Source organism: Paenibacillus canaveralius (genome assembly GCF_047238265.1).
Classification (GTDB): domain Bacteria; phylum Bacillota; class Bacilli; order Paenibacillales; family NBRC-103111; genus Paenibacillus_F.
Map to the genome: position 1 here is coordinate 2,588,691 of NZ_JBDFMM010000001.1, position 21,728 is coordinate 2,610,418.

Annotated in this window: 18 protein-coding genes and 2 pseudogenes; 10 read left to right on the forward strand and 10 right to left on the reverse strand. The window is 48.2% G+C overall.

Annotation, left to right across the window (positions count from 1 at the left end; all coding sequences use genetic code 11):
• Positions 1-163: 163 nt before the first annotated feature.
• Entirely contained in the window at positions 164-337 is a 174-nt protein-coding gene (locus ABC395_RS11940; RefSeq protein WP_181024436.1) for a hypothetical protein, read from the reverse strand.
• Between the two features lie 152 nt (positions 338-489).
• The gene (locus ABC395_RS11945; RefSeq protein WP_413003272.1) at positions 490-1,464 is read right to left on the reverse strand and encodes a copper amine oxidase N-terminal domain-containing protein; all 975 of its coding nucleotides are present in this window, start codon (positions 1,462-1,464) and stop codon (positions 490-492) included.
• A gap of 443 nt (positions 1,465-1,907) precedes the next feature.
• On the opposite strand from ABC395_RS11945, the gene ABC395_RS11950 reads away from it, so the two are divergent.
• On the forward strand, positions 1,908-3,332 hold the full coding sequence (locus ABC395_RS11950) for an RtcB family protein (protein WP_413003273.1): 1,425 nt from the start codon (positions 1,908-1,910) through the stop codon (positions 3,330-3,332).
• Positions 3,333-4,085: 753 nt separating this feature from the next.
• Here ABC395_RS11950 and ABC395_RS11955 read toward each other — a convergent pair.
• Positions 4,086-4,352, reverse strand: a complete 267-nt coding sequence (locus ABC395_RS11955; RefSeq protein WP_413003275.1) for a hypothetical protein — start codon at positions 4,350-4,352, stop codon at positions 4,086-4,088.
• Between the two features lie 222 nt (positions 4,353-4,574).
• On the opposite strand from ABC395_RS11955, the gene ABC395_RS11960 reads away from it, so the two are divergent.
• Entirely contained in the window at positions 4,575-4,886 is a 312-nt protein-coding gene (locus tag ABC395_RS11960; protein WP_413003277.1) for a substrate-binding domain-containing protein, read from the forward strand.
• A 73-nt stretch (positions 4,887-4,959) separates the two neighbouring features.
• Positions 4,960-5,586: an HAD family hydrolase gene (locus tag ABC395_RS11965; protein ID WP_413003279.1), complete on the forward strand. Its 627-nt coding sequence runs from the start codon at positions 4,960-4,962 to the stop codon at positions 5,584-5,586.
• A gap of 535 nt (positions 5,587-6,121) precedes the next feature.
• Here ABC395_RS11965 and ABC395_RS11970 read toward each other — a convergent pair.
• A pseudogene (locus ABC395_RS11970) lies at positions 6,122-6,772 on the reverse strand (nitroreductase family protein).
• A 115-nt stretch (positions 6,773-6,887) separates the two neighbouring features.
• Between ABC395_RS11970 and ABC395_RS11975 the strand changes: the two are divergent.
• The 4 genes and pseudogenes from ABC395_RS11975 (at position 6,888) to ABC395_RS11990 (ending at position 9,665) form a co-directional block, all read left to right on the forward strand.
• Entirely contained in the window at positions 6,888-7,253 is a 366-nt protein-coding gene (locus tag ABC395_RS11975; protein WP_413003281.1) for a MerR family transcriptional regulator, read from the forward strand.
• A 304-nt stretch (positions 7,254-7,557) separates the two neighbouring features.
• A pseudogene (locus ABC395_RS11980) lies at positions 7,558-7,780 on the forward strand (IS1595 family transposase); the annotation flags it as partial.
• Between the two features lie 257 nt (positions 7,781-8,037).
• Positions 8,038-8,607, forward strand: a complete 570-nt coding sequence (locus ABC395_RS11985; RefSeq protein ID WP_413003283.1) for a TetR/AcrR family transcriptional regulator — start codon at positions 8,038-8,040, stop codon at positions 8,605-8,607.
• Positions 8,608-8,750: 143 nt separating this feature from the next.
• Complete coding sequence (locus ABC395_RS11990) at positions 8,751-9,665, forward strand: NmrA/HSCARG family protein (RefSeq protein ID WP_413003284.1); 915 nt, start codon at positions 8,751-8,753, stop codon at positions 9,663-9,665.
• A gap of 170 nt (positions 9,666-9,835) precedes the next feature.
• Here the strand turns inward: ABC395_RS11990 and ABC395_RS11995 are convergent, their stop codons facing one another.
• The 4 genes from ABC395_RS11995 to ABC395_RS12010 form a co-directional block, all read right to left on the reverse strand.
• Positions 9,836-10,726, reverse strand: coding sequence for a CPBP family intramembrane glutamic endopeptidase (locus tag ABC395_RS11995; protein WP_413003286.1), 891 nt, complete (start codon positions 10,724-10,726; stop codon positions 9,836-9,838).
• Between the two features lie 219 nt (positions 10,727-10,945).
• Positions 10,946-11,632, reverse strand: coding sequence for a response regulator (locus tag ABC395_RS12000; RefSeq protein WP_413003288.1), 687 nt, complete (start codon positions 11,630-11,632; stop codon positions 10,946-10,948).
• Positions 11,619-12,788: a sensor histidine kinase gene (locus ABC395_RS12005; protein ID WP_413003290.1), complete on the reverse strand. Its 1,170-nt coding sequence runs from the start codon at positions 12,786-12,788 to the stop codon at positions 11,619-11,621. The genes ABC395_RS12000 and ABC395_RS12005 overlap by 14 nt, the downstream gene beginning before the upstream one ends.
• Positions 12,789-12,999: 211 nt before the next feature.
• On the reverse strand, positions 13,000-13,557 hold the full coding sequence (locus ABC395_RS12010; RefSeq protein WP_413003292.1) for a TetR/AcrR family transcriptional regulator: 558 nt from the start codon (positions 13,555-13,557) through the stop codon (positions 13,000-13,002).
• 135 nt (positions 13,558-13,692) lie between these two features.
• Here ABC395_RS12010 and ABC395_RS12015 point away from each other — a divergent pair, with 135 nt between their 5' ends.
• The 3 genes from ABC395_RS12015 to ABC395_RS12025 all read left to right on the forward strand — a co-directional run bounded on the left by ABC395_RS12015 (position 13,693) and on the right by ABC395_RS12025 (position 17,470).
• A complete protein-coding gene (locus ABC395_RS12015) occupies positions 13,693-14,943 on the forward strand; it encodes an acyl-CoA dehydrogenase family protein (RefSeq protein WP_413003294.1) in 1,251 nt (416 codons plus the stop codon).
• Between the two features lie 354 nt (positions 14,944-15,297).
• A complete protein-coding gene (locus tag ABC395_RS12020) occupies positions 15,298-15,921 on the forward strand; it encodes a hypothetical protein (protein WP_413003296.1) in 624 nt (207 codons plus the stop codon).
• A 355-nt stretch (positions 15,922-16,276) separates the two neighbouring features.
• A complete protein-coding gene (locus ABC395_RS12025; RefSeq protein WP_413003297.1) occupies positions 16,277-17,470 on the forward strand; it encodes an MFS transporter in 1,194 nt (397 codons plus the stop codon).
• A 372-nt stretch (positions 17,471-17,842) separates the two neighbouring features.
• Here the strand turns inward: ABC395_RS12025 and ABC395_RS12030 are convergent, their stop codons facing one another.
• Complete coding sequence (locus tag ABC395_RS12030) at positions 17,843-20,659, reverse strand: DUF7507 domain-containing protein (protein WP_413006731.1); 2,817 nt, start codon at positions 20,657-20,659, stop codon at positions 17,843-17,845.
• Positions 20,571-21,629: a hypothetical protein gene (locus ABC395_RS12035; protein WP_413003299.1), complete on the reverse strand. Its 1,059-nt coding sequence runs from the start codon at positions 21,627-21,629 to the stop codon at positions 20,571-20,573. The genes ABC395_RS12030 and ABC395_RS12035 overlap by 89 nt, the downstream gene beginning before the upstream one ends.
• Positions 21,630-21,728: the final 99 nt, after the last annotated feature.

Here is a 21,728-nt window from a genome sequence, read left to right on the forward strand (position 1 = left end):
CAGGTACTGATACAGGTACAGATAGTGGTACTGATACTGGTACTGGTACACATAGGTACAGGTACACATAGGTACAGGTACATCTTTACAAGTACTGATACAGGTACAAAAAACCGGCACGGCTCATTCTTTCCTCGGAAAGAACGGCCGGCCGGTTCTTTTTTCAAACAAGACGGTAATCGTCTATTTTCTCGCCGTCTTCCCAAATTTCCAGGAACAGCGCATCGCAATCTTCGAAATCTTCCGGTTTAAGCGCCGTCGCTTTCTCTTCGTCCGGCGTTACGCACACATTTTCCGTACTTTCCCCGTTAAACGAGAGAACCACGTAAATCTTCATTGTCCATTCTCCTTCTTGTAGCTTAGTCCTCTGTTATTATAAATTTCTTGATCGTTTTAAGCAAAAACAAGAAGGGCAGCTCAATGAATATGCCCGCTTGTGCATTCTATAGAGACGGTAGGCATGGGCTAATGTTATCGGATGCCTTTGAATTACTTGAGGCGCGAGTAAATCAGCCCCATTTTATATTCCGGCTCCGTGAGCGTGCCACTGTTAGTAAAGAGCAGGGCAGCTTTGTAGGTGTCTGTCTCGAACTGATTAAAAATCGCCAGATTGTCCGATGCAAAGGCCATTTCGATCATGCCCCTCCGGTCCCCGCCGAAAAGCTGCTTGTAAAAAGCTTCCGCAAGCTCATCGGCCCATATAAAGAAATCATCCTCGTTCTGCCCGTAAAAGGCGGACACCGTACCCGAGATTTCGCTGAACATATCATAAATCTCGTCATACGAAGAATCCGGATCGATAAGATAAGCGACCTCAGCCAGCCCGGTGGAATCAAATTTAAAAGCGAGCTGGCTGTCGTTTTCCTCGACGAACCGGTTGTGATAGATCGCGTAATCGAATCCGTCTTTGTCGTCGGTATATTGGATGTACGGCTTTTGATTCAGCGTAGCCTGCACCTCGGCGGGACTCATTCCCCAGGTCCAATTTAAATAAGGGTCGCTCACTGTAGAGCTGCCGCTTGATCCGTGTTCCGCGCTGCTGCGGATTACGATTTGCCGCGCGGATTCATTCCAATTCACCCGATTGCCTGTCGCTTCGCCGATAAATCTCAAGGGAACGACTGTGTTGCCGTCCACATTCGCCGGCGCCACCTCCAAAATTTTGGTTTGACCATTAACAGTCGCATGGTTGTTGTTGATTTGCAAGACGATAGATAGTCCGTCTTTGCGCCCCGTGACGGTGTTGGTTTTGGAGTCCCATTCCACGGTTAGGCCCAGTTCTTCAAAAATAGGACGGAATTGGACAAGCGTTACCCCCGATTCAATCGCGGGCTCAACGTCGAAATGCACCCGCTCGTTTTGTATGAAAACTTTAACGGGATCATTGGCAAAAACGTTGGCGGGCATGGCGAATGAAGCCGCAAGCAGGGCGGACAAAAGTGCGGTTTTTGTTTTCCGGTTCAAAATGAGGTTCCCCTTTACTAGTTGAAAGTCTTTTTGGCAATCGTCTCACAAACGGTTAGAATTTACAACCCATAAAATGGTAAATAATTCTGTTATTGAATCTTTATAAGCCCTTATTTTTTTACTTCCCAAATGATTATAATCATTTTTTCCCAATGGAACGGATTGACAATTCATCGAAATAGACCGTATGATAGGTACAATTATTCGAAAGGAGGCCGGAACCAATGACATTTACCATCTCGCTCACTTATCAATCGAATAGAGAAGTCCATTTCACCGGTCTCGACGGGATCATGTGAAAGTTGGTCAGGCGCGCGCGTTAACACTTGCGAACCTGAATGACAGAGCTGAAGAAGACAGCCATGGACGAAAGGTCCGTGGCTTTTTTGCGTTTAATTTTTTCAAAATGAAGTTTTTCAACCAGGAAAGGAAGTCTATCTATGAAAGAAAATTACTACCGTCAGGTAAAACTGCCCTCGGGGACCGTACACGTGTACGCCGGACCGTCCTTGTATGAGGCACTGGATTATAAAGTATTCGAAATGGCGAACAACAATTTGCAAATCCCGAACGGGGTGTACATGAGCTATACACCGGACGTTCACGTCGGAGTCGGAACATGCATCGGCACGACGGCCGTCTGGAACCGTGAGGACGGGTATGTGTCTCCATCCATCGTGGGGAGCGATATCGGCTGCGGCATGAGAGTGCATCTGACGAATGTGCACAAGGACGAGCTGAAGGATTCCAAGCTGCGGAAGAAGCTGGTGCGCACGATCGAGAAATACTTGCCGGTCGACGCCCATACCCGCGGGCATTTTTCCGATATCCGTTTGGAGAATGTGGTGAAAAAAGGGCTTCACGGCCTTCCGAAAAAGTATATCCCCGACGGCTATACGCCGCGTAAAGCCAAATCGCTGACTCACGTGGAATCAAGCCGCTTCGCTTTTGACGAGGATTCGCTGAACCGGCTGCCGGAGAACGTCTGGCACCGTTCGCACCGCCAGCTCGGAACATTGGGGGGAGGCAATCATTTTGCCGAAATTCAGTCGGTGGAAATCGCGGAAGAAAACCGGGCGACGGCGGAAGCATGGGGACTTTTCGACGGCCAGGTGATCGTCATGATCCATTCGGGATCGCGTGCATGGGGCGGATCGGTGAGCCAGATTTGCGGCAGTGACATCAAACGTATGATGCGGGCCGAAGGAATGGGAACGGCCGATCCTAATCTGCTGTTCGCCTCCTTGGATCATCCGCTGGCCGTACGGTACACGGATTTGATGTATTCGGCGCTGAACTACGCGGTCGCCAACCGTCATCTTATCGCGTACGCGATCCGTGAAGCGGGTAAAGACGTGTTCGGTTCCAAATTCGAGATGGCCACCCTTTACGATCTGATGCATAACTATGCTTGGGAGGAAGATACGGAAGAAGAAGGCCGCCGGGTGTTCGTCCACCGCAAGGGGTCCACGCGAGCGCTTCCCGCAAATCATCCGGATAATCCCGAGCCGTACGCTTCGACGGGCCATCCCGCTTTAATTCCGGGCTCGATGGGAACTTCTTCTTATATTATGGTGGGTGCAGACGGAGGAAAAGCCAACTATCATTCCATCTGCCACGGAGCGGGACGCATACGATCCCGCAGCGCCACGAAAAGGCTCGTCACGGTAGATGAATTTTCCGCCAGTATGCGTGTAGGCCAGGAGGACGAGGTCGTCGTGAACCAGCGTTCCCTTGAAACGATCCTTGACGAATCGCCACAAGCCTATAAAGACGTAGACCAAATTATCGAAAGCGTCGTCGGTGCGGGCCTCGCTTCCGTCGTGGCCAAATGCAAGCCGATGGCTGTCGTAAAAGGAGTTTGATACCCATGCCGGCTTCAAAAGAAGATACGCGCTTAAGCAAGCCGATGAGCATGATGCTGCGGCATACGCCCTGAGATTTCGGGCTAATCCTCGATGGGGAAGGTTTCTGCCCGCTGAAAAGCTTTTATGTGTAAACGCTGATTAAGACTCACATGTTCCCGGCTGTAATAGAGTCAGGACATATCTGTGATCACGAATAGCGGATTCATTCGAGGCGCTGATCGAGGAACATTTTTATGAATGGTGAGTTTGGTTTTTAATGCACTCGTTTTTATTACATGGACTCATTTCTTAAAGTGATACAGGTCCCAATTTTTTTCAAGCTATCTGACAAATGGGTAAAAAGCAACAACACATATAATGTGGCACATCATATTAAGTCAAATGTCGGATGACAAGAACATATATGCTTAAAAGTCGCGTAGCAGCGGCTTTTTTATTTTAACGATATAAGTTCTTGTCACAAGACAGTGACAAGAACTTTATCGTTTGCCGTATTGAGATCTTTCTCAAGACGCAAAGAGAACGATGTGAGTTAAACTTAGAAAACGCGACGTCCAGGCAGTAACGCAGGTGACTCATTGGAACCGGTGAAGTCACCAGGCATATGATGTGGAGCAGTTTTTTGCCGGAACACCGGCAAGCCATGGAACGGCAGTCGGAAGAAGGGAGTAGAAAAGGTCGGTCTTGGACAAACAGGAACTAACGGAAATCGAGCGGGCTGTGTAGTTCCTCCCGTTTGGCACCGCTAAACTACTTTCTTTTCAATTTATAAGTTTGCAAACCAAATATAAAAGCAATAACCATAAGCATTGAAAGCAATATCCAATTCGGGGAATCAATCTTATATACTAAGATTTGAACTAAAGTTACTATTACTCCAAGTAATAAAACCCCTAAAACAATTGGTCTCGCAGCAGAAATAATGTCTGTCTTTTTAGTACGATTCCTGATGAAGAAAAAAACGCCAGTCCATAGAACTAAAAATCCAGCCAGGCTTAAAAGAAATAGTGTGATCATCTTAAATGCCCACCTCCTTACTTTTAATAAAATATAACACATTATTTTGTTCATCACATTTTAACGGTGATTTCAAGATAGTACCCGCTAATGGCGTGACGAAATTGCTCCCTTCCGTCCAACACAGGAGATGTGCAGGGAGAAAGACCCCTGCACATCATCATTGGCCGTGTGGCCCCCAGCTTTAATACTTAAAAGAACTGTTTTGAGTAACTTCGTAATATGGAAGAGGTAACCAATGAACGTTCAGCAAAACAACTACTTAATACAAAGAATAAGCCAACCGCCGTTTATGCAAATGGAGACGAAGTTGCGACGGGAATTTATCAATATGCTCAAGGCATGCAGCTTTCCGTGCCAGATGATCTGGCGATCATTGGTCAAGAAAATCAGCCTGTTGAAGTTGGTTTAGGGCTAACTACAGTGGACCATCGATTGGTGCAAGTAGGTGAGCAGGCCTTTAATCTTGTCATTCAAAAATCGACAGATAAAGTAGAGATTCCTTATCGCATTATCGAACGGCAATCCACTTAATTAAGGGTTGACCTGAAAAGGATTTCATACTTTATCATGTCCATTAGAGTTACTAATGCTAAAGGGGATAATAATGTATAAGACAATTATATTCGATATTGATGGAACGCTCATAAATACCGAAGAAGCAGTTTTGGGGTCTTTACAGAAAATGCTGAAGGTTCATTTTAATCGGTCTGTGGACCAACATGACCTCACGTTCGTTTTAGGAATCCCTGGAGCAGTATCTTTGCCCCAACTTGGGATAGAGGATATCGATCTGGCGAATCAATATTGGAATAAGTACATGACAGATTATCGACAGACTATTCATGTATACGATGGAATTCAGCAGGTCCTTATCATTTTAAAGGAACGTTCAATTAAAACAGGAGTGGTAACTTCAAAGACATATCAAGAATTTCAAAATGACTTTGTTCCGTTTGGGCTTACTCATGATTTGAATTACATTGTATGTGCAGATGATACGGATCTTCATAAACCGCAACCGGATCCGCTTCTAAAATTCCTACAGATTTCAGATGCAATTGCTGAGTCTTCCATCTATATTGGTGATACTATCTATGATTATGAATGTGCAAGAGACGCAGGTATGGATTTTGGACTAGCACTTTGGGGTTGTAAGCACCCCGATCTTATTCCAGCTAAATATAAGTTTGAGCATCCGAAGGATGTACTTTCTCTTATAAATTCCCAATAGTTCATTAAACTAAATGGGAACGATAGCTCAATACAATACGACGGCAGCTAATCACATGATGAGCTGCCGTTTTCACACATCTAAAGGGAGGGGCAGAATAGATATAAGAAAAACAACTTAGTATTTCAAGCGAGGAGAACAACTCATAAACAAACCTATACAATGTGGCACATCAATAAGGGTTTTATTGTCGGATGACAAGAACATATATGCTTAAAAGTTACGTAGAAGCGGCTTTTTTTATTTTAACGATATAAGTTCTTATCACAAGTCAGTGACAAGAATTTATATCGTTTGCCGTAATTGAAGTTCATTCTCAATTACTATGCTGCTGGTGGTGCTCCAAGGTATGGCTGTTCAAGCCAAAGCCGGCTTCAGTCGCGACATGCTAGAGTCTGTTGCCGAGCAAGCGCTCTCCACCTGGCCTGCCGACTGTTTCACACTTTCTGGAAAGCCCTCCTAAACCTTAGTATAAAAGAAGATTGTTATGCACCGAAGTCTCAACCATCGGCAATGGTGCAACGGGATAGTCCGATCAAGCCCAAGTGGTAATCGTATCTACCGGTAACCGATACGAAGGGTAGCCTTCTTTGCTCGCTTTACCGATCGAAAGCAGCATGACCGGCTGGAACCGCTCCTTGTCCAAGTGAAAGACCTCCGCGATTCGATCCTTGTCATAACCCGCCATTGGGTTGGTGTCATAGCCGTGGGCGCGAGCTACAAGCATTAGTTGCATGGACACAAGACCCGAGTCCAATATGTTTATATCGCGCAAGGCGGATGGAGTCAGGCTTGCATAATACGGCTTTGCCTGCTGCAATTGCATATCCTTGATGTTCTGGGGCATATAGCCAAGTTCTACTGCTTTACTAAAAATTTCGTCCATATATTCAATATTGTTGGAGTCATAAAACACCGCAATAACAGCCGAGGATGTCAAAACCTGTGTCTGGTTGAAGGAGGCCAGTGATGCGAGTTTTTGTTTGCCTTCGGGGCTGTCGATCACAAGGAAACGCCAGGGTTGCATGTTAATGGCAGATGGGGCGCGGGAAGCTTGCGCTAAGATCTCGGTCATTTCTTCCCGACTGATTTTCACTTCGGGATCCTAAACTTTAACGGAGCGACGTTCCAGAGCAATTTTGTTGAAATCGTTTGTCTTCTGGTAGTTGCCTGTAAGGATGCTCATACATGTCTCTCTCCTTTTTTCGGTTGAATTTAGAAATGATGTTGTTCACCAGTACTACTAAAAGGGTAAACTATAAAGTACACTTTATAGCAAGCGCTAGAACTGGGGGATGGTCATGAGGATAAGTGAAGTAGCGAAAATTATGGAACTCCCGATTTCAACGATCCGTTATTATGAGCAAATAGGCATTATCACGAATGAATATGTATGGAGAGATCAAAACAACTATCGGATTTATGCGACAGACATCATTCATCATCTGAATGTTGTAAAGCGTTGTTTGGCAGTTGGCTTTTCAATTCAGGATATTAAATCAATGATCTCGAAAAACGGAATGTCGAAGGAAGAGCATGTAAGCCTGATACAAATGAAAATTGCGGAAATAGAAGCCGCTCAAAAAAAATTAGATGAATCCAAGCAAAACCTGTATGACATTCTCACGTTGGACATTACTTGCGAAAAGGGTTTTGGAAAATATTGAAATTGGTGATGATATGCTGAACCGTACCCTAAGTGACGGCGAAAAATTTTGGTGTTTGAGTGTGATAGAGGAATGTTGAGTAGCATTTGGTATAAAGGAATTTACAGCCTCTGAGACTTTGGGTTTCAGGGGCTTTTAGTTCGTTCTAATTAGGAAATCGTCTGGAATTTTCCAAAGTTTTATATCATTTGGGCATTAAGCAACTGCTTCTCAATACAGGACTGTAAACATTACTTTGCTTTTCTCGCTTCGTCTTCGCATAACTTTAATTTTCTCAGCCAAGATATACGAACCAGGCGCAAATCGTTACCGTTGTAAATCCTGTCGCTAAACGTTCAATGACCTTACAAATACCCTCTGCAACGAACGAGGAGACCTTATATTTGGGTTCGTTTTATTGAATGTATGAAGCGTTCCGGGGAATCGTTGAAATGGACGAAACGTATTTCTTATACTCCGAAAAGGGCAAACGGAATAATGTCGAACGTGAGCTTCGTAAACGTGGCGGAAAAGCCAAATATCGTGGTGGGCATGTTCGGACAACGACAACCAAATTGTCGGCGTTTTTTGAGTTTGATTTCTAAGGCATGCCAGGATGGTGTGCTGTCGGGAATACGCCGACATCTTCATTTATGAGCTCATAACGATTTACGATTCTAGGAAACATAATATTACCAAGTTTAATTATTAATATTACTGTTATACTAAAAAACATTATCTTGGTAATATAATTCATTCTCCTTAATAAATGATTTATAATAAGGCAAAGGGGTTGAGAGCGAATATGAGTGCTAGAGGTTCAACCAAAGAAGCTATTTTAACTACAAGCATAAATTTATTTAATCAATATGGATTCGAAAATGTGACGATCAATCAGATTTGTCAAGAAATCAATGTGACCAAAACCGCGTTTTACTACCATTTCAAATCCAAGGACGAGTTGATTTCTGAATTTTTTTCGTTTGACAACCTCGTATCCAACGACGATTTATTGAATATTCTTGCCGTTACCGATTTTGCCGAGCAGGCCATCAAAGCGATGGAAATATTCGTGAAGCATATTGTCCGATCGGGCGTCGAAATGACGAAGGAAAATTATCGGGTTCACTTGCGAAATCAAATTCTTCCTCTAGATAAGAGCAAATCCGCGCTGCTCGGCAGCATTATTCCTGCTTTGCTTCAACGAGCCAAAGACGCGGGCCAAATCAAAAATCCGGCGAGCGCCGAGGAACTGCTGGACACGATGTGCAATCTGGCCAACGGGGTTATTCTGAATTGGGCCATGACAGGCGGCAGCTTCGATATTCTGGAAGAAACAAGAAAGCGATTTGAAATTCTGTTGGTCGTCAAATGAGAGAAGAGGCAGAACGCTCCGCTCGGTAGAGGGGGCGTTTTTTAGTTTGTTTTCCACGTGAAAAATTCACATTACCACAGTGTTGACATTACATTACCTCGGTAATATAATTCGCTTATTCGAAGCGAATGGAGTGGTCGGATATGGAGCAGAAGGAAACGAGAACGATATTGGTGATAGGCGGTACCGGTACGCAAGGCGGCAGCGTAGCCCGAGAGTTGTTAAGGCACGGCCAACGCGTACGTATTCTGACCCGCAACCCTGAATCCGAAGCCGCCCAAACGTTAGCTGCCCAAGGTGCGGAAGTGAGCCGGGGAGATTTAGGCGATCCGGCATCGCTCGGGCCAGCCATGCATCGGGTAGCGGCGATTTTTTCTGTGCAGTACGCTGATCCATACGACCAGACGATCGAGCCGCGGAACGCCGCTAACATGGTGCAGGCCGCCAGGGACGCCGGAATCGAACAAGTCGTCCATACCTCGGTCGCTGGCAGCAATTTTTTTCCGCGCTGGGATAAATACGAGTATTTGGCTCGGACATGGGATAATAAATACTACATCGAAGAGTTGATCCGCGGTGGCGGTTTCCGGTATTGGACGATCCTGCATCCGTGCTGGTTTATGGAAAATTTCACGGCGCCCCTTTCAGCCGTTATGGCTCCGGAACTGAAAAACGGCGTCTTGTTCGGCACGATGCATGGAGACACGCCGTTGAAGCTCAATTCGGGGGAGGATATGGCCCGATTCGCACGCGCAGCGTTCGAAGATCCGCAGAAGTTTCATGCCAGGGATATTAATGTCGCTAGCGACGAGCTGTCCATGACGGAAATTGCCGAGACGCTCAGTCGGGTGCTTGATAAACAAGTGGTTTTCGAAACAGTCAGCACCGAGGAAACCCAGAAACGCGGTATGCTGGAAGGCACGACTTATTTCATGGAGTGGTTGGAGGAATTCCCCGGATACGGCTTCGATATGCAGGAAACCAGGCAGTATGGCTTGGCGCTGAAGTCGTTTGCGGAATGGGTGGATGAGAATAGAGATCGGTTCGACATTCATTAAGTAGCGGCAGTTTCCTTATTTTTTGGATTCTTGATCCTTGTTAATTAAGGTAACTGGGAGCAACGATAGGAGAGGAAGGAACTGACCGTGCCAGTTCCTCCCTTGCCTGTTTGCCGTTAGAGTGATACGGTGAACACTCTAACGGCAAAATTTTTTATTTGTTCCCTTCGTTATGATTTCGGATTTTGACGGAGTGATACGAGATGCCCTTTGCGGCGAGCAAAGAACAGCATAGGGATAGCGATCAACAGACTGACAATTACGGGAACTATCGAAGCTTCAAGGCCAAATTTGCCTCCAGTGAGAAGGGCCGGGCCCGTAACTTCGACCGTGAAAAGACCGGAGGAGGGATGGCCTGATACGGGAATGCCTAAGAGTCCTTCTATGGCGTTCCAAAAAAAATGAAGTCCTACGATAAACCAAACATTTCGCCGCCAAAGGAAGGCTGCACCCAGCAATACACCAGCTTCAATGGTAATAGAAAAGGCTCCCCAAAGCGTAGCTCCAGGGTTTCCCAGGTGGGCGATCCCGAAGAAGAGGGAGGTTAGGGCCAGTGCAAGCCAGCTTCCGCCCTTTTTTTCAATGGCTTGAAAGGCAAGTCCCCGAAAGATCAATTCTTCTACTAAGGCAGCGACGAGCTGCGTGGTGAGGATAGGCCAGACGACAGAGCCGGCGTTTTCGGGTGACCATTTGAATGAATATCCGCCAAATAAGACGATGAGGCCTGTTGAAACGATGATAAAGATAAGGCCGACGACAGAGCCGTAAATAACTTCCGATACCGCACGCCGTTGGAACGGAAGTTCGGGAACCGGACGCCGCGCCAGAAATTTCATCGCAAGCCAGTAGATTACGATGACAACGGCGCTTTCGACAAGGGTCAGAATAATGGACTCGGGTGCTTTTAAATCTTTGGACAACAAGCTGAATGTCACGTTGGCGAGGATGATTCCAAGCGCTCCCACCAACATCCAGACGAGGGGGAATTGGAAGAACGAATCCAAACGGGATGTTCTTTTCCTTCTAAGCGCTTTAGTGTCGGGTGTATTCGTCTCTCTCATGATCAGCGATCGCTCCTCTTCCCCTGAGGGGATATCGATTTATATTCCGCTCTTGCAGGTTACAAAGCATACAATACTTTAAAAAAGTCATATGTCAGTAGTACCCTTTCGTCATATCACGGTCATATGACGTTAGTAGAATAAAAGCCGACATCCGTTAAGGTGTCGGCTTTGAGCAGATCTATTGCGAGAGGTTATTCCTTCTGCAGTGTGTCTTCTTTAAGGATCTATAATTCCTGTTTCCTTAGCCTTATAGGCAGCTTCTCTTCTTCCTTTTACATTCATTTTCGAGTAAATAGTCGAGATGTAATTTTTAACCGTACCTTCACTAAGGTATAATGCTTTAGCGATATCCTGATTGCGCAGACCTAACCCCAGTTTGTGAAGAACTTGAACTTCGCGGGTGCTAAGTCCGAATTCATTTTTTTTCTCAAGCCATTCGGGTTCCGGGGATCTTGTATCCATAGTCGAGGCAACACTGCTTTTCAGCATGCTTTTAATCATTTTGTCTGCCATTTCGGGCGAAATGAGTGTGCTTCCTGTGTGAACCACCCGTATGCCGGCGATGAGATGTTTGGGGTGGATGGCTTTGAGCAGGAAGCCTTCAGCTCCATGGCTTAACGCTGCCAGCACATATTCAACTTCTTTGTAGGAAGTTAGAATAATAATTTTCGATGACGGGAATCGAGGCTTGATCTTCTCTGTAGCAGCAACGCCATCCATAATAGGCATATTTATATCCATGAGGATGATATCCGGCTGGGTTTTTTCACAATAACTGATCGCTTCTTCACCATTCTTAGCCAATCCGACAACCTCGATATCGTCCTCCATCTCCAGGACTATATTTAAACTTTCAAGGATCAATTCCTGATCATCAACGATGAGTACTTTAATTTTCGGCATCCAACGCACCTCCTTTCAGTGGTACTTCGCATCTGACTTCAACGCCAGTGACCGCCAAGGCGGAGATTGAAAAAGTACCTCCCAGCCTCTCAATCCGATTCTTCATTGCTGTCAGGCCGAACCCGGGCTCTATCTTGCCAAAGGATTTTCCGTTATTTTGAATGGAAACCCGCAAAGCCGATGGATAAAAGTGGATACCCAACTCGATTTCCGTTGCTTTTCCATGCTTTAGTGCATTCGTAAAGGATTCTTGTATTACCCGAAGTATCGATTGCTGCACATCGAAACGAAGGAGCCGATCTGTTCCGTTCAGCGTGAGACGAATAACCGTCCCGGTATGTTCTCGAAAGTTGTTCACGAGTCTCTCAATATGGTCCACTAGGCTTATATTCTCATCCTCTCCCATCTTGTGCACGATATCCCTCATTTCATCCAAGTTTTGTTCCGTCAGTCCTCTTATACGAATCAATTTATCTTTTGCCAGCTTTGGGTTTTTGTCTAGAAGTGCAATAGCAGCATCAAGACTCATAATAAGGGAAATAAAAGAGTGTCCTAGCGTGTCATGCATCTCCTTAGACATACGACTTCGTTCCTCTTGCAGTGTCATCCTTTCGATCTCGGCGGCATATTGGGTTAACAATTTATTTTGTTCATCAATTTCTTTGGCTAATTTATTTTTCTCATGATAGGCTTTGGCAATGAAGTTGACCCAAATCCCGATAAAGAAGAAAAGAAGGTTATCTGAACTTGAACCGAGCGCCAGCTCCCATGTAACTTTTCCAAATAACGTGCTGATAAATGGCATCAATAGTAGGACCGGCATAGTCCAGGCTGTCTTTCTGGTTAATAAGTAACCGATTGTAAGACTCGGAATCAGATAATCGACACTCCCCAAATGATCCGCCTGCATGAACGATTTCATATAATAAGATCCGCCTAGCAATAGTTCAAGTGAGATGAACCATTCTTTGTTCATCCTTCGCTGCGGAAACCATACTAGAATCGGAATAATAAGTGCCGCCAAGAGCCAGACGATGTTCACGAATATTCGAGCCGAATATTCATTCCCCATTAAAATATGAAATAACAGCAAAACATAATTATAGGACCGGAGTCCGAATATCCCCCAGTCCATGATATAAAAAACTTTTTTCATAGGTTCCTTCCTCACTAAGCCTGCCAATGATTTTCCTTTATTATACATGAAATACGGAACCTGGACGGGATTTGCAACAACGGAATCGAGGCGAAGGGGGACATTCCCGTAATGGGTCAAGTGTCAGTGCCGACACCAATCGATCGGCTGCCTTTGTTCGTTGAAGTAACGGAATAGTCGGAACAGAACCTCATCAGTAAGAAATATGAGATTAATCCGCGAAATTTCCTTCGGAAAAGATATTCATTTTTTTAATTATTTCCTCAAGATCGATAGGCATTTTGCTCTCTATCCACCAATTCAGCACACCAAGCACGGCTCCGATGTAAGCCTCTATCTTAATTTGTATGTCGATGTCATTCTCTTCAATCGAATTATGCTTAAGCAAGTATTGCTTCATGCCCCTTGCCATCTCTTTTCGCAACAGATTTCTCAAAGAATCCCTCTCTTCGGCTAAAAGATGGGAAAACAATTTCTTATGTTTCATTGCTAAGGAAAATAATTCCCTGAAATTATCGGATGGAGAAAAGGATGCATCGTCAAATCCCTTAAATTCTTCATCGGCAATTTGCTGCATGGCCCGTGAAAGTAAATCGAATTTATCCTGGAAATGTGTGTAGAACGTAGTTCGATGTACCATCGCCAGATCACAGATCTGCTTCACCGTTATACTCTCAAACGGGTGTTTTTCCATTAAGTCTAACAAGGCATTGTACAAAAGCTTATGTGTTCTTTTGACTCGAAGATCTTCGCTTGTTTTATTTCCCATGACAGATTCCTCTTTCTGTATCGTTTTTCGACATCTCGGCGATATTATCGGTTGTTGAAATTAATTATACACTATATCATTTATTCTACAAAGATAGTTTAAATATACACGTGTATAATAAAGGAGTGGATATTCATGACTCATTTAAGTACAGGAAGTCAACTCACTGCTCATGAACAGCAACTGTTCAACCATGCTTCCGAATTAGTTTCCTATCTACAAAAGTTCGGTACGATTATTGATGAAGAACGGGAAATTCCCGATGAAGTGATTCAAAAGATTTCGGATGCGGGGCTGTTTAAGCTCGGCACACCGAAAGAGTACGGGGGACATGACGTGAGTATTCGTGCCATGATCGAAATTATATCCGAGGTGTCCAAGGGAAATGGGTCTGTAGGCTGGGTCGTTCAAATCATCAACGGAAATAACTATAATGCTGCACTATCATTACCTTCCCGATTGTTAAAATCGATCTACAACCAGGCAGAGGAGATCCGTTTTTGTTCGGTATTGCTAGCCAATAGAGCGGTCGTGAAGAAAGTGGACGGAGGGTATCTGATAGAGGAGGGCTTATGGGGGTTTGGTTCAGCTTCAAAGCACGCCACTCATGCTTTGTTAAACTTGAAGGACAGAAAGTCCATGCAGGAAGGCGGCAGGGCTATGGAGATGATGCTGGCCGTCATTCCGATGAGTGAAATCACGATTGTTGACGATTGGTACACGATGAGTTTAAGGGGATCCGCAAGTAATAGTCTGGAAATCAAAAATTTGTTTGTACCCGACCAAAATGTCATCACCCAAAACATGCATCAGGGAGCTGAGTTGCCTGCCCAGTTGAAGGGACGTGACAGATACAAACCTTACGCACAGCATATTACCATCCTCACAACCGGTATAAGCTCGATTCTCGGACTCGCCAGAGGGGCTGTCGAATATTTTATTGAGAAAGCACCTCACAAGGGAATTTCAATGACGGTCCATACCTCACAGGCGGCAGTCGGTCATATTCAGTATAAAGTAGGACTTGCGGCCATGAAGGTTGAATCCGCTCATCTTCATATAAGTCGAACCATCGACAATTTGGAGCGGCACGTGCACAACATGGAACCGTTTAGTTTAAAGGAAATGGCACAGCTGCAGACAGATATGACCTATGCAGCCATGTTGTGCTGGGAAGCCGTAGATCTGCTCGTGGCAGAGAGCGGAGGAAGTGTCATTGCCGACTCCAACCGCTTGTCTCAAATCTTCCGGGACATTAGAGGCGGCTCCAATCATGCCTTGACCACAGCATCGACTGGACTAGAGCTATATGGAAGAGTACTAATGGGCTTGCCTCCACAGCATGTCATGACATTGGTGGCGCAGCTTTATCAGAAAGCCAACTAATGGAGATGATCAAACAATTGGAGAGCAGCGGTCATCCCCAGTAATCCGTAGTCTCAACAAAAATCCCGGGCAAACAGCTTTCATCTTATAGCAAGCAAATGTTGGGGCAAGCGGCCCTATGTATACAAGGATGATGATTTCTTCGATGTGTGATATACCCCGCGATTCCCTGGTTCATCGTCTGCTCAGCATGGCTAGACTTGTCCCAAGCATGTTTATGAATAGGAGCCATTCCTGTAATGAGATTTTTTTAGAAAACAGAAGAAAACATTCCTTTATAGGGGGAGGATATGGTAATGAAAAAAATATGGCGACAAAACGAAGTACCGTGTATGGGACAAGGGGGAGGGGAACATGACTTTTTCACCCACTCTCCGTAAGCTTGTACTCACTATACACGTGATTACTACCATGGGATGGCTGGGCTCCGCAGCCGCTTATATTCCCATAGCAGCTTATCTCCTAAACAATCAAGATGCTGAAAGGATACGATCCGCTTTCGAAATCATGACCTTGATTGCTAATTATATTGTTGTCCCCGTGGCTTTTGCATCGCTGCTCAGTGGAATTGCGATATCACTTGGCACGGGATGGGGGTTATTCCGTCATTATTGGATCTTATTTAAGCTTGTGTTTACCGTTATCGCCGTATTTATGTTGATCGCCTATATTCTAGAACTGAGCCATGCGGTATCCATAGCGTCACAAAGTGCATGGTCGAGCGCCGACATAACTATTTTGAAGGATTCGATTCATATCGTACATCCAAGTGGAGGATTATTGATCGTGCTTGTGGCAACAGTCTTGTCGGTGTACAAACCGAAAGGGTTGACTAAGTATGGATGGCGTAAGCAGCAGAAAATCAAAAGCAGCGGCAAGCCTTATAAAACAGCACGTTGGATAAAAATGGTTGGCCCCGCAGTCATCGGTATGCTCCTGCTGATCCTTGGTTTAATGCTTACTCATATAGAGATTTAATTAGATGAGCGATGAAACGATCTGAGCGGATAGTATAGTGCCGAAAACCTGCCCATGTCGCGTCAATACGTCCATCTATCCGAAAGGCTGCATTTCGCCACTTTAGCGGGAAGAGAAGAGGAGAGCTCCTCATTCTCGAGGTTGATAGGCCATGGCCAGGCTGGACGGCATACGATTTTATTACGCCGGAAACGAGGTGTGGCCGGCCGACGGGATACCGCCCGACTGCTGCCGTCCCTTTTTAGGTGCGTGAACAATCATGATCGTCCGGCCTGAGGGGTGGAGTTTGTTCCTCAAGCGTGCTAACATAGATCGTTGTGTTAGTGAACAGTGGAAAGGGGATCGACCGGACATCATGAATCATGCACATCTTGCGGGAACAACGGAAACGGCCAAGGACCGGTTCCCGCTCGCACTCGTTTCCTTAACGTGCGGAGCTTTCGCGATCGGGATGACGGAATTTGTCATCATGGGGCTGCTGCCAAACGTCGCGGGCGACCTTCATGTCTCCATCCCGCATGCGGGACAACTGATTACGGGATACGCGCTCGGAGTAGCCGTCGGCGCTCCTTTGCTGGCGGTCGCGACACACAGGCTGCCGCAGAAAATGCTGCTCTGCCTGCTGATGGTGCTTTTTATCCTCGGCAACGCGGTTGCGGCTATCGCGCCGAATTACGGCCTGCTGATGGGAGCAAGGCTGCTCACTGCGCTGGCGCACGGTACTTTCTTCGGCGTCGGTTCGGTTATCGCCGCCAATCTGGTAAAACCGCACCGCAGGGCTGCGGCGGTCTCCATTATGATGGCGGGACTAACGATCGCCAATATTATCGGCGTTCCGTTCGGGACGTTTATCGGCCAGAATATGGGCTGGCGGGCATCGTTTGGAGCCGTGGCCGTTATGGGGGTTATCTCCCTCGTCGGCATCATTGCCCTCATTCCCGTCATTCCCCGGGAGGAATCATCAAGCCTCGTCCGGCAGATCCGGGCGCTGGCGCAGCCGAGACTGCTGCTTGTTCTCCTTACGGGAGCCATCGGCTGCAGCAGTCTGTTCACGGTGTTCACTTACATCGCCCCGCTTCTGGAGCAGGTTACCGGTTATGCCGAGCACAGTGTGACGTGGATTCTGGTTTTATTCGGTTTCGGCGTTACATTCGGTAATATTCTCGGCGGAAAACTGGCGGACTGGAAACTGATGCCGGTGATGATCGGCAGTTTCGCCGTGCTGGCGCTTATATTGGCCGTCTTCGCTTATACGGTTAAAATGCCGGCAGCGGCCGTGGTTACGATTTTCATCTGGGGCGTTGCCGCTTTCGGGGTGCTGCCGGGCCTTCAGGTCAAAATTATGACGCTGGCCAAAGACGCTCCCGCTCTTGCTTCGACGTCTAACCATTCGGCCTTAAATCTCGGAAATGCCGGAGGAGCTTTTCTTGGCGGCATGGTCATTAACCAAGCCGGCTTATCGATGCTTCCTTGGACCGGAGCGGTATTGTCGCTGATCGGGATGCTGCTTGCCCTATGGGTGTTCGCACTGGACAGAAAAGCGGCCTGATCCCGCAAGGCGGGTTCAGCGGATTCGACTGTCTGAAGCGGGGTCCGGCGACTGAAGAAGGATCTTGTGCCATGTCGTTCGGGGACGAGCTTACGAGCTTTTCCGCAATACGCGAAACTCCTAGCACAGTGTCCGGCGTCAGATGACCGTGGTCATCCACGAGCCTCTCGCACTGCGGGGAAAATACACTGCCGTTTAGAGCCGCATTCTTGTGCATCGCAAGATGAACAAACCCCGAACCCGGCAGAACCGCTTGAACAGCCTGAACCGCCTGAACCGCCTGAACTGAGAAAGACCGCACAAATGATGTGCGGTCTTTTTTTCGTTCGGATAAAAAGTGGAAACCCGGGGAGCTGCGCAGGATGCAGCCCCTTATTCTTCGTTCTCGTTGATCCGGACCCGAACCGGATTCGATGTGGCTGCATCCGTGAGGCGGCGGCCGTCAGGAAGCAGATAAGCAAAAGATGCCGACGCCTGGTTGACGGCAATCTGAGGAGCGGACGCTCTGGCGGTAAAGGTCACAACTGCCGTCCGGCCGGAAGGCACGTTCCCAAGCGTGATTCCGGCAGAAGGAATGGCGGCAGGCCGCGCCGTTCCGTCTAGCGTTACGCTGCCAGAGATAAAAACCAATCCGGCAGGAAGCGGATCAAACAAGGTCGCTTCCGTTACAGGGAAGGGGCCGGGGTTGAGAAATTGCAGGGTAAAGACGAAGAGCATGCCTACGTCCAGCTCATTGGTATTGACGGATTTGAGCAATTGAGCTTGTGGGGGAGCGGCCACCGGAATGTTCACTTCGTTGGAAAGAAGCGACCGGCTGAAAGAGCGTCCGTCGGGCAGGACAAATTCGTAAATGAGCGTTCCTCTGTTGATAAGAGCCTGAGAAGGAGGGACGGACACGACTTCAACGAGGAACGTAACCTCAAAGGTATCACCGGCTTCTATGGTTCCGATGAATTCTCCTTCCGAAGGATCGACACCAGGCAGAGGGGTTCCGCCAGCGACCAGACTGTTCGGCACGAATACGGAACCCGGCGGAATCGGGTCCGACAAGAAGACATTCACGTTATAATTGCCCGTATTCGTAACCGTAAGAAAATAACGCACAAGGTCCCCGATAAGCGCAAAGCGTGTATCGGTGCTTTTCTCCAGCGTGAGGGAAGGTTCGGCGACAGCGATATTGACCGGATTTGAAATGACCGTGGATGGTCCTTCGTCGCTTGTAAAGCCGGCGGATGCCTGGTCGGCAATAAACGAGTTGGCAGGCCGGGAATCGACGCGCTGCCGGTAAGTCACCGTGACGACTCCGCCGGAAGCCACGGTTCCGACAGCGATGCCGGAAGCGGGCACGGCGGCCGCATCGGGAACTCCGTTGACGACGACCGTACCCGGGATGAACACGGCTCCTTCTACGGCCGGGTCCGTCAAAATTACGGCGGTAACCGGACCTGTCGACGTATTCGTAAACACCAGCTCGTAGGTTACGATATCTCCGATGACAGCGGTTGAAAGATCAGCCGATTTCGTCAGCGTGACCCCGGTAACCGTAATAAGTACGGTTACCGGATTGGAATCGGCTACGCCGGTGAGGACTCTTCCGGGGGAGGGCTGGTACGTATAGGCGGCGGATGCCTGATTCGTCAGCAGTTGGCCCGGCGGCAGGCCGTTTACAACGATATCGAACGTGATGGCCGTACTTCCGCCGGGTGCCAGAGGTTCCAGCGTGATTCCGGCGGCAGGATCGGTACCGGGGATGAGAACGCCGTTAATGCGCAAAGAATCCGCGATAAAGGAAGCTTGCGGCGGTACAATATCGGTTACGACCGGAGTGACGGCAATGCTGCCCGTATTTTGAAGAAGAAGAGTAAATACGACCGTTTGACCGACGGTTGCCTGTATGGTGCCGGCAAGTTTGTTCGCGGTCAGGGCCGGCTGATAGACAGGAATATTGACGATATTGGAGCCGGAGCTGAGAGCCTGACCGCCGGATGTATAATTCGCGGTCGCCTGATTAGTAAGTACGGCGGGCACGGGAACGGATGTGACGGTGACCTGGAAAGTAACCGGCACGGTCGTTAACGGACCGATATTTCCGAGAGGAATTCCCGTGACGGGGCTGGCCAGCAGTTGTGAAACCCCGTTTACGGTCACGCTGCCCGGAACGAATGCGGAACCTGCCGGAATTGGATCCAGCAGTAGAACGTTAAAGGTACCGACGACCGGGTCGAGATTTTGAACGTTTACGGTGTACGTAATGACATCGCCCACTACGGCAGCGGTGAGGCTGGAGGCTTTGATCAGGGTCAGGGTCGCCTGCCCGATGAATGGAATATTAACGGGAATCGTCACGATATTAGAAGACGTGGTACCGGGGATCGAACGAGATCCCGCCTGGAACGTGAAAATATCCGTTGCCTGGTTTACGATATTTCCGCTTTCCGGAAACGCACTTACGGTAATCCGGAACGTGACCGTGACGGTGTCGCCGGGGTTAAGGGTCCCCAGGTTAATTCCTGCGGCGGGATCGGCACCGGCTTGGGGAACTCCGCCGATCGCCACGCTGCCAGCAACGAGAGCGGCTCCCTGCGGAATCAGATCGGTAACCGTCGTGGTAACGGGGGTATTTCCGGTGGCAGTCACATCAAGCGTAAACGTGACGGTGTCTCCGACATCAACGGGGCCCGCCGTATCCGCGCTTTTGACGACAACTATTCCGGCATCTACGACAGGGATCCGCACAATATTGGAAGGGACCCAGTTGGACAGCACCGGACTATCCGGCGTCGATTTAAAATCGTAGGCAACCTGCGCCTGGTTGCGGATTTCTTCCGAATCGGGCAGGGAGTCGATGCGGACCTGGAATTTCACCACTACGGCCGCGCCGGCAGGAAGATCGCCGATCGGGAAACCGACGGTCGGATCGGCCGATGCAACGGCAACGTTATCGATAGTCACACTTCCGTCAATAAAGGAAGAACCGGCGGCAATGAGATCGAAAAACATCGCGTTAGTCGCATCCACTTGAGACGTGTTGCGCGTAGTAACGGTATATGTGACGATGTCGCCGATTGCGGCGATCGTTTCGTCCGCCGTTTTGACGATTTCAATCAGCGGAATATTGATATCGATCTGCAGAGCGTTGGCATTGACCAGATAGCCGTCTCCGTTCGTAGTCAGCTTGCAGGACGGCAGACGTCTGGTTGTTGAGCAGGGTGGAGGACGCGTTAACGTTTGTGATATCCCAGCCCTGCCTGCCGCCGACGATATTGGTACCCGGCTGTCCGTTCGTCTGGTTCCGCAGCCCGAACGTTCCGCTCGTATCCAGTGTTCCGTCGTCTTTATTAATTTGCGAGGCGAAAAAATTCTGGGCAAAATTGTTCGGTCCCGACAAGGCCGTTAACGAAGCGAGCGCCGGTCCGAACAGAGCGCGGTCGCCGCTTTTGTTGGCATCCCCCTCCTGGGCGCTGAAGAGAGCACGCGCGTTAAGGGCGCCTGCAAAAGGCGTGGCGAATCCGCTTACGACCGTATTGACGGGACCCGATGTCGACAAAATGACGGTCGCGCCTATCCGCAGGGACAAGTTCCGGAAGGGGAGCGCAGGATTCTGGTAGATGACGGCCAGCGTCCATCCCGCGTGGTTGGAGGTCGGGTCCGGAATAACGATCGTCCCTGCGACGCCGCTTGTCGTATAGGTTCCCGCTCCGGCGGCACTGACTTGATTCGTCACGACGGAGGAACGGGAGTAGGCGAAGGCGGGAGGGAAACCCGGATCGGCGGAAAGCTGAACGTTAAAGGAGGTTGCGGGATCGGGTACGGCGCTGAAAGTGCCGGATGGTGTGGCAAACGTAACCGGGTTGTCGATAAAAGCGCTGAGGTCGACTCCGTTGTTGATGTAGGTGCCTCCCCAGATCAGTTCGGCATACAGGATCGTACTCCCGGGAGGGATAACCAGTACGGCTGACGAACTGTCGGCGGCAAAATTGTTTGTGGTGCCCGGCGGATAGGTTCCGAACTGCTGGGACGTATTGGTGGTGATAAACGCGCCGATACTGTCCACGGTACCGGGAACGCCGACGGTATTGGAGCGGCTTAAACCCAGAGTATTGCCCGTAAACGTAACGGCGCCGTTCTGGTTGGTCACAAACCGGTTTACAAATGGCATAAGGTTGCTCCTTTGCGGATATTTTGGGCGAAGCCCGCGCAATCAGCTTCTTTACTGTATGAGCCGGAGCTTTTCCACTATTTCCGCTTCGAAATATTT

Bases quoted from the DNA above. Each gene is read 5' to 3' on its own strand.
- ABC395_RS12020 (WP_413003296.1), top strand. From the start codon at position 15,298: ATGACTTTTTCACCCACTCTCCGTAAGCTTGTACTCACTATACACGTG.
- ABC395_RS11995 (WP_413003286.1), bottom strand. From the start codon at position 10,726: ATGAGAGAGACGAATACACCCGACACTAAAGCGCTTAGAAGGAAAAGA.
- ABC395_RS12000 (WP_413003288.1), bottom strand. From the start codon at position 11,632: ATGCCGAAAATTAAAGTACTCATCGTTGATGATCAGGAATTGATCCTT.
- ABC395_RS12025 (WP_413003297.1), top strand. From the start codon at position 16,277: ATGAATCATGCACATCTTGCGGGAACAACGGAAACGGCCAAGGACCGG.
- ABC395_RS12005 (WP_413003290.1), bottom strand. From the start codon at position 12,788: ATGAAAAAAGTTTTTTATATCATGGACTGGGGGATATTCGGACTCCGG.
- ABC395_RS11940 (WP_181024436.1), bottom strand. From the start codon at position 337: ATGAAGATTTACGTGGTTCTCTCGTTTAACGGGGAAAGTACGGAAAAT.
- ABC395_RS11965 (WP_413003279.1), top strand. From the start codon at position 4,960: ATGTATAAGACAATTATATTCGATATTGATGGAACGCTCATAAATACC.
- ABC395_RS12010 (WP_413003292.1), bottom strand. From the start codon at position 13,557: ATGGGAAATAAAACAAGCGAAGATCTTCGAGTCAAAAGAACACATAAG.
- ABC395_RS11975 (WP_413003281.1), top strand. From the start codon at position 6,888: ATGAGGATAAGTGAAGTAGCGAAAATTATGGAACTCCCGATTTCAACG.
- ABC395_RS11990 (WP_413003284.1), top strand. From the start codon at position 8,751: ATGGAGCAGAAGGAAACGAGAACGATATTGGTGATAGGCGGTACCGGT.
- ABC395_RS11950 (WP_413003273.1), top strand. From the start codon at position 1,908: ATGAAAGAAAATTACTACCGTCAGGTAAAACTGCCCTCGGGGACCGTA.
- ABC395_RS12015 (WP_413003294.1), top strand. From the start codon at position 13,693: ATGACTCATTTAAGTACAGGAAGTCAACTCACTGCTCATGAACAGCAA.
- ABC395_RS11985 (WP_413003283.1), top strand. From the start codon at position 8,038: ATGAGTGCTAGAGGTTCAACCAAAGAAGCTATTTTAACTACAAGCATA.
- ABC395_RS11955 (WP_413003275.1), bottom strand. From the start codon at position 4,352: ATGATCACACTATTTCTTTTAAGCCTGGCTGGATTTTTAGTTCTATGG.
- ABC395_RS12035 (WP_413003299.1), bottom strand. From the start codon at position 21,629: ATGCCATTTGTAAACCGGTTTGTGACCAACCAGAACGGCGCCGTTACG.
- ABC395_RS11960 (WP_413003277.1), top strand. From the start codon at position 4,575: ATGGAAGAGGTAACCAATGAACGTTCAGCAAAACAACTACTTAATACA.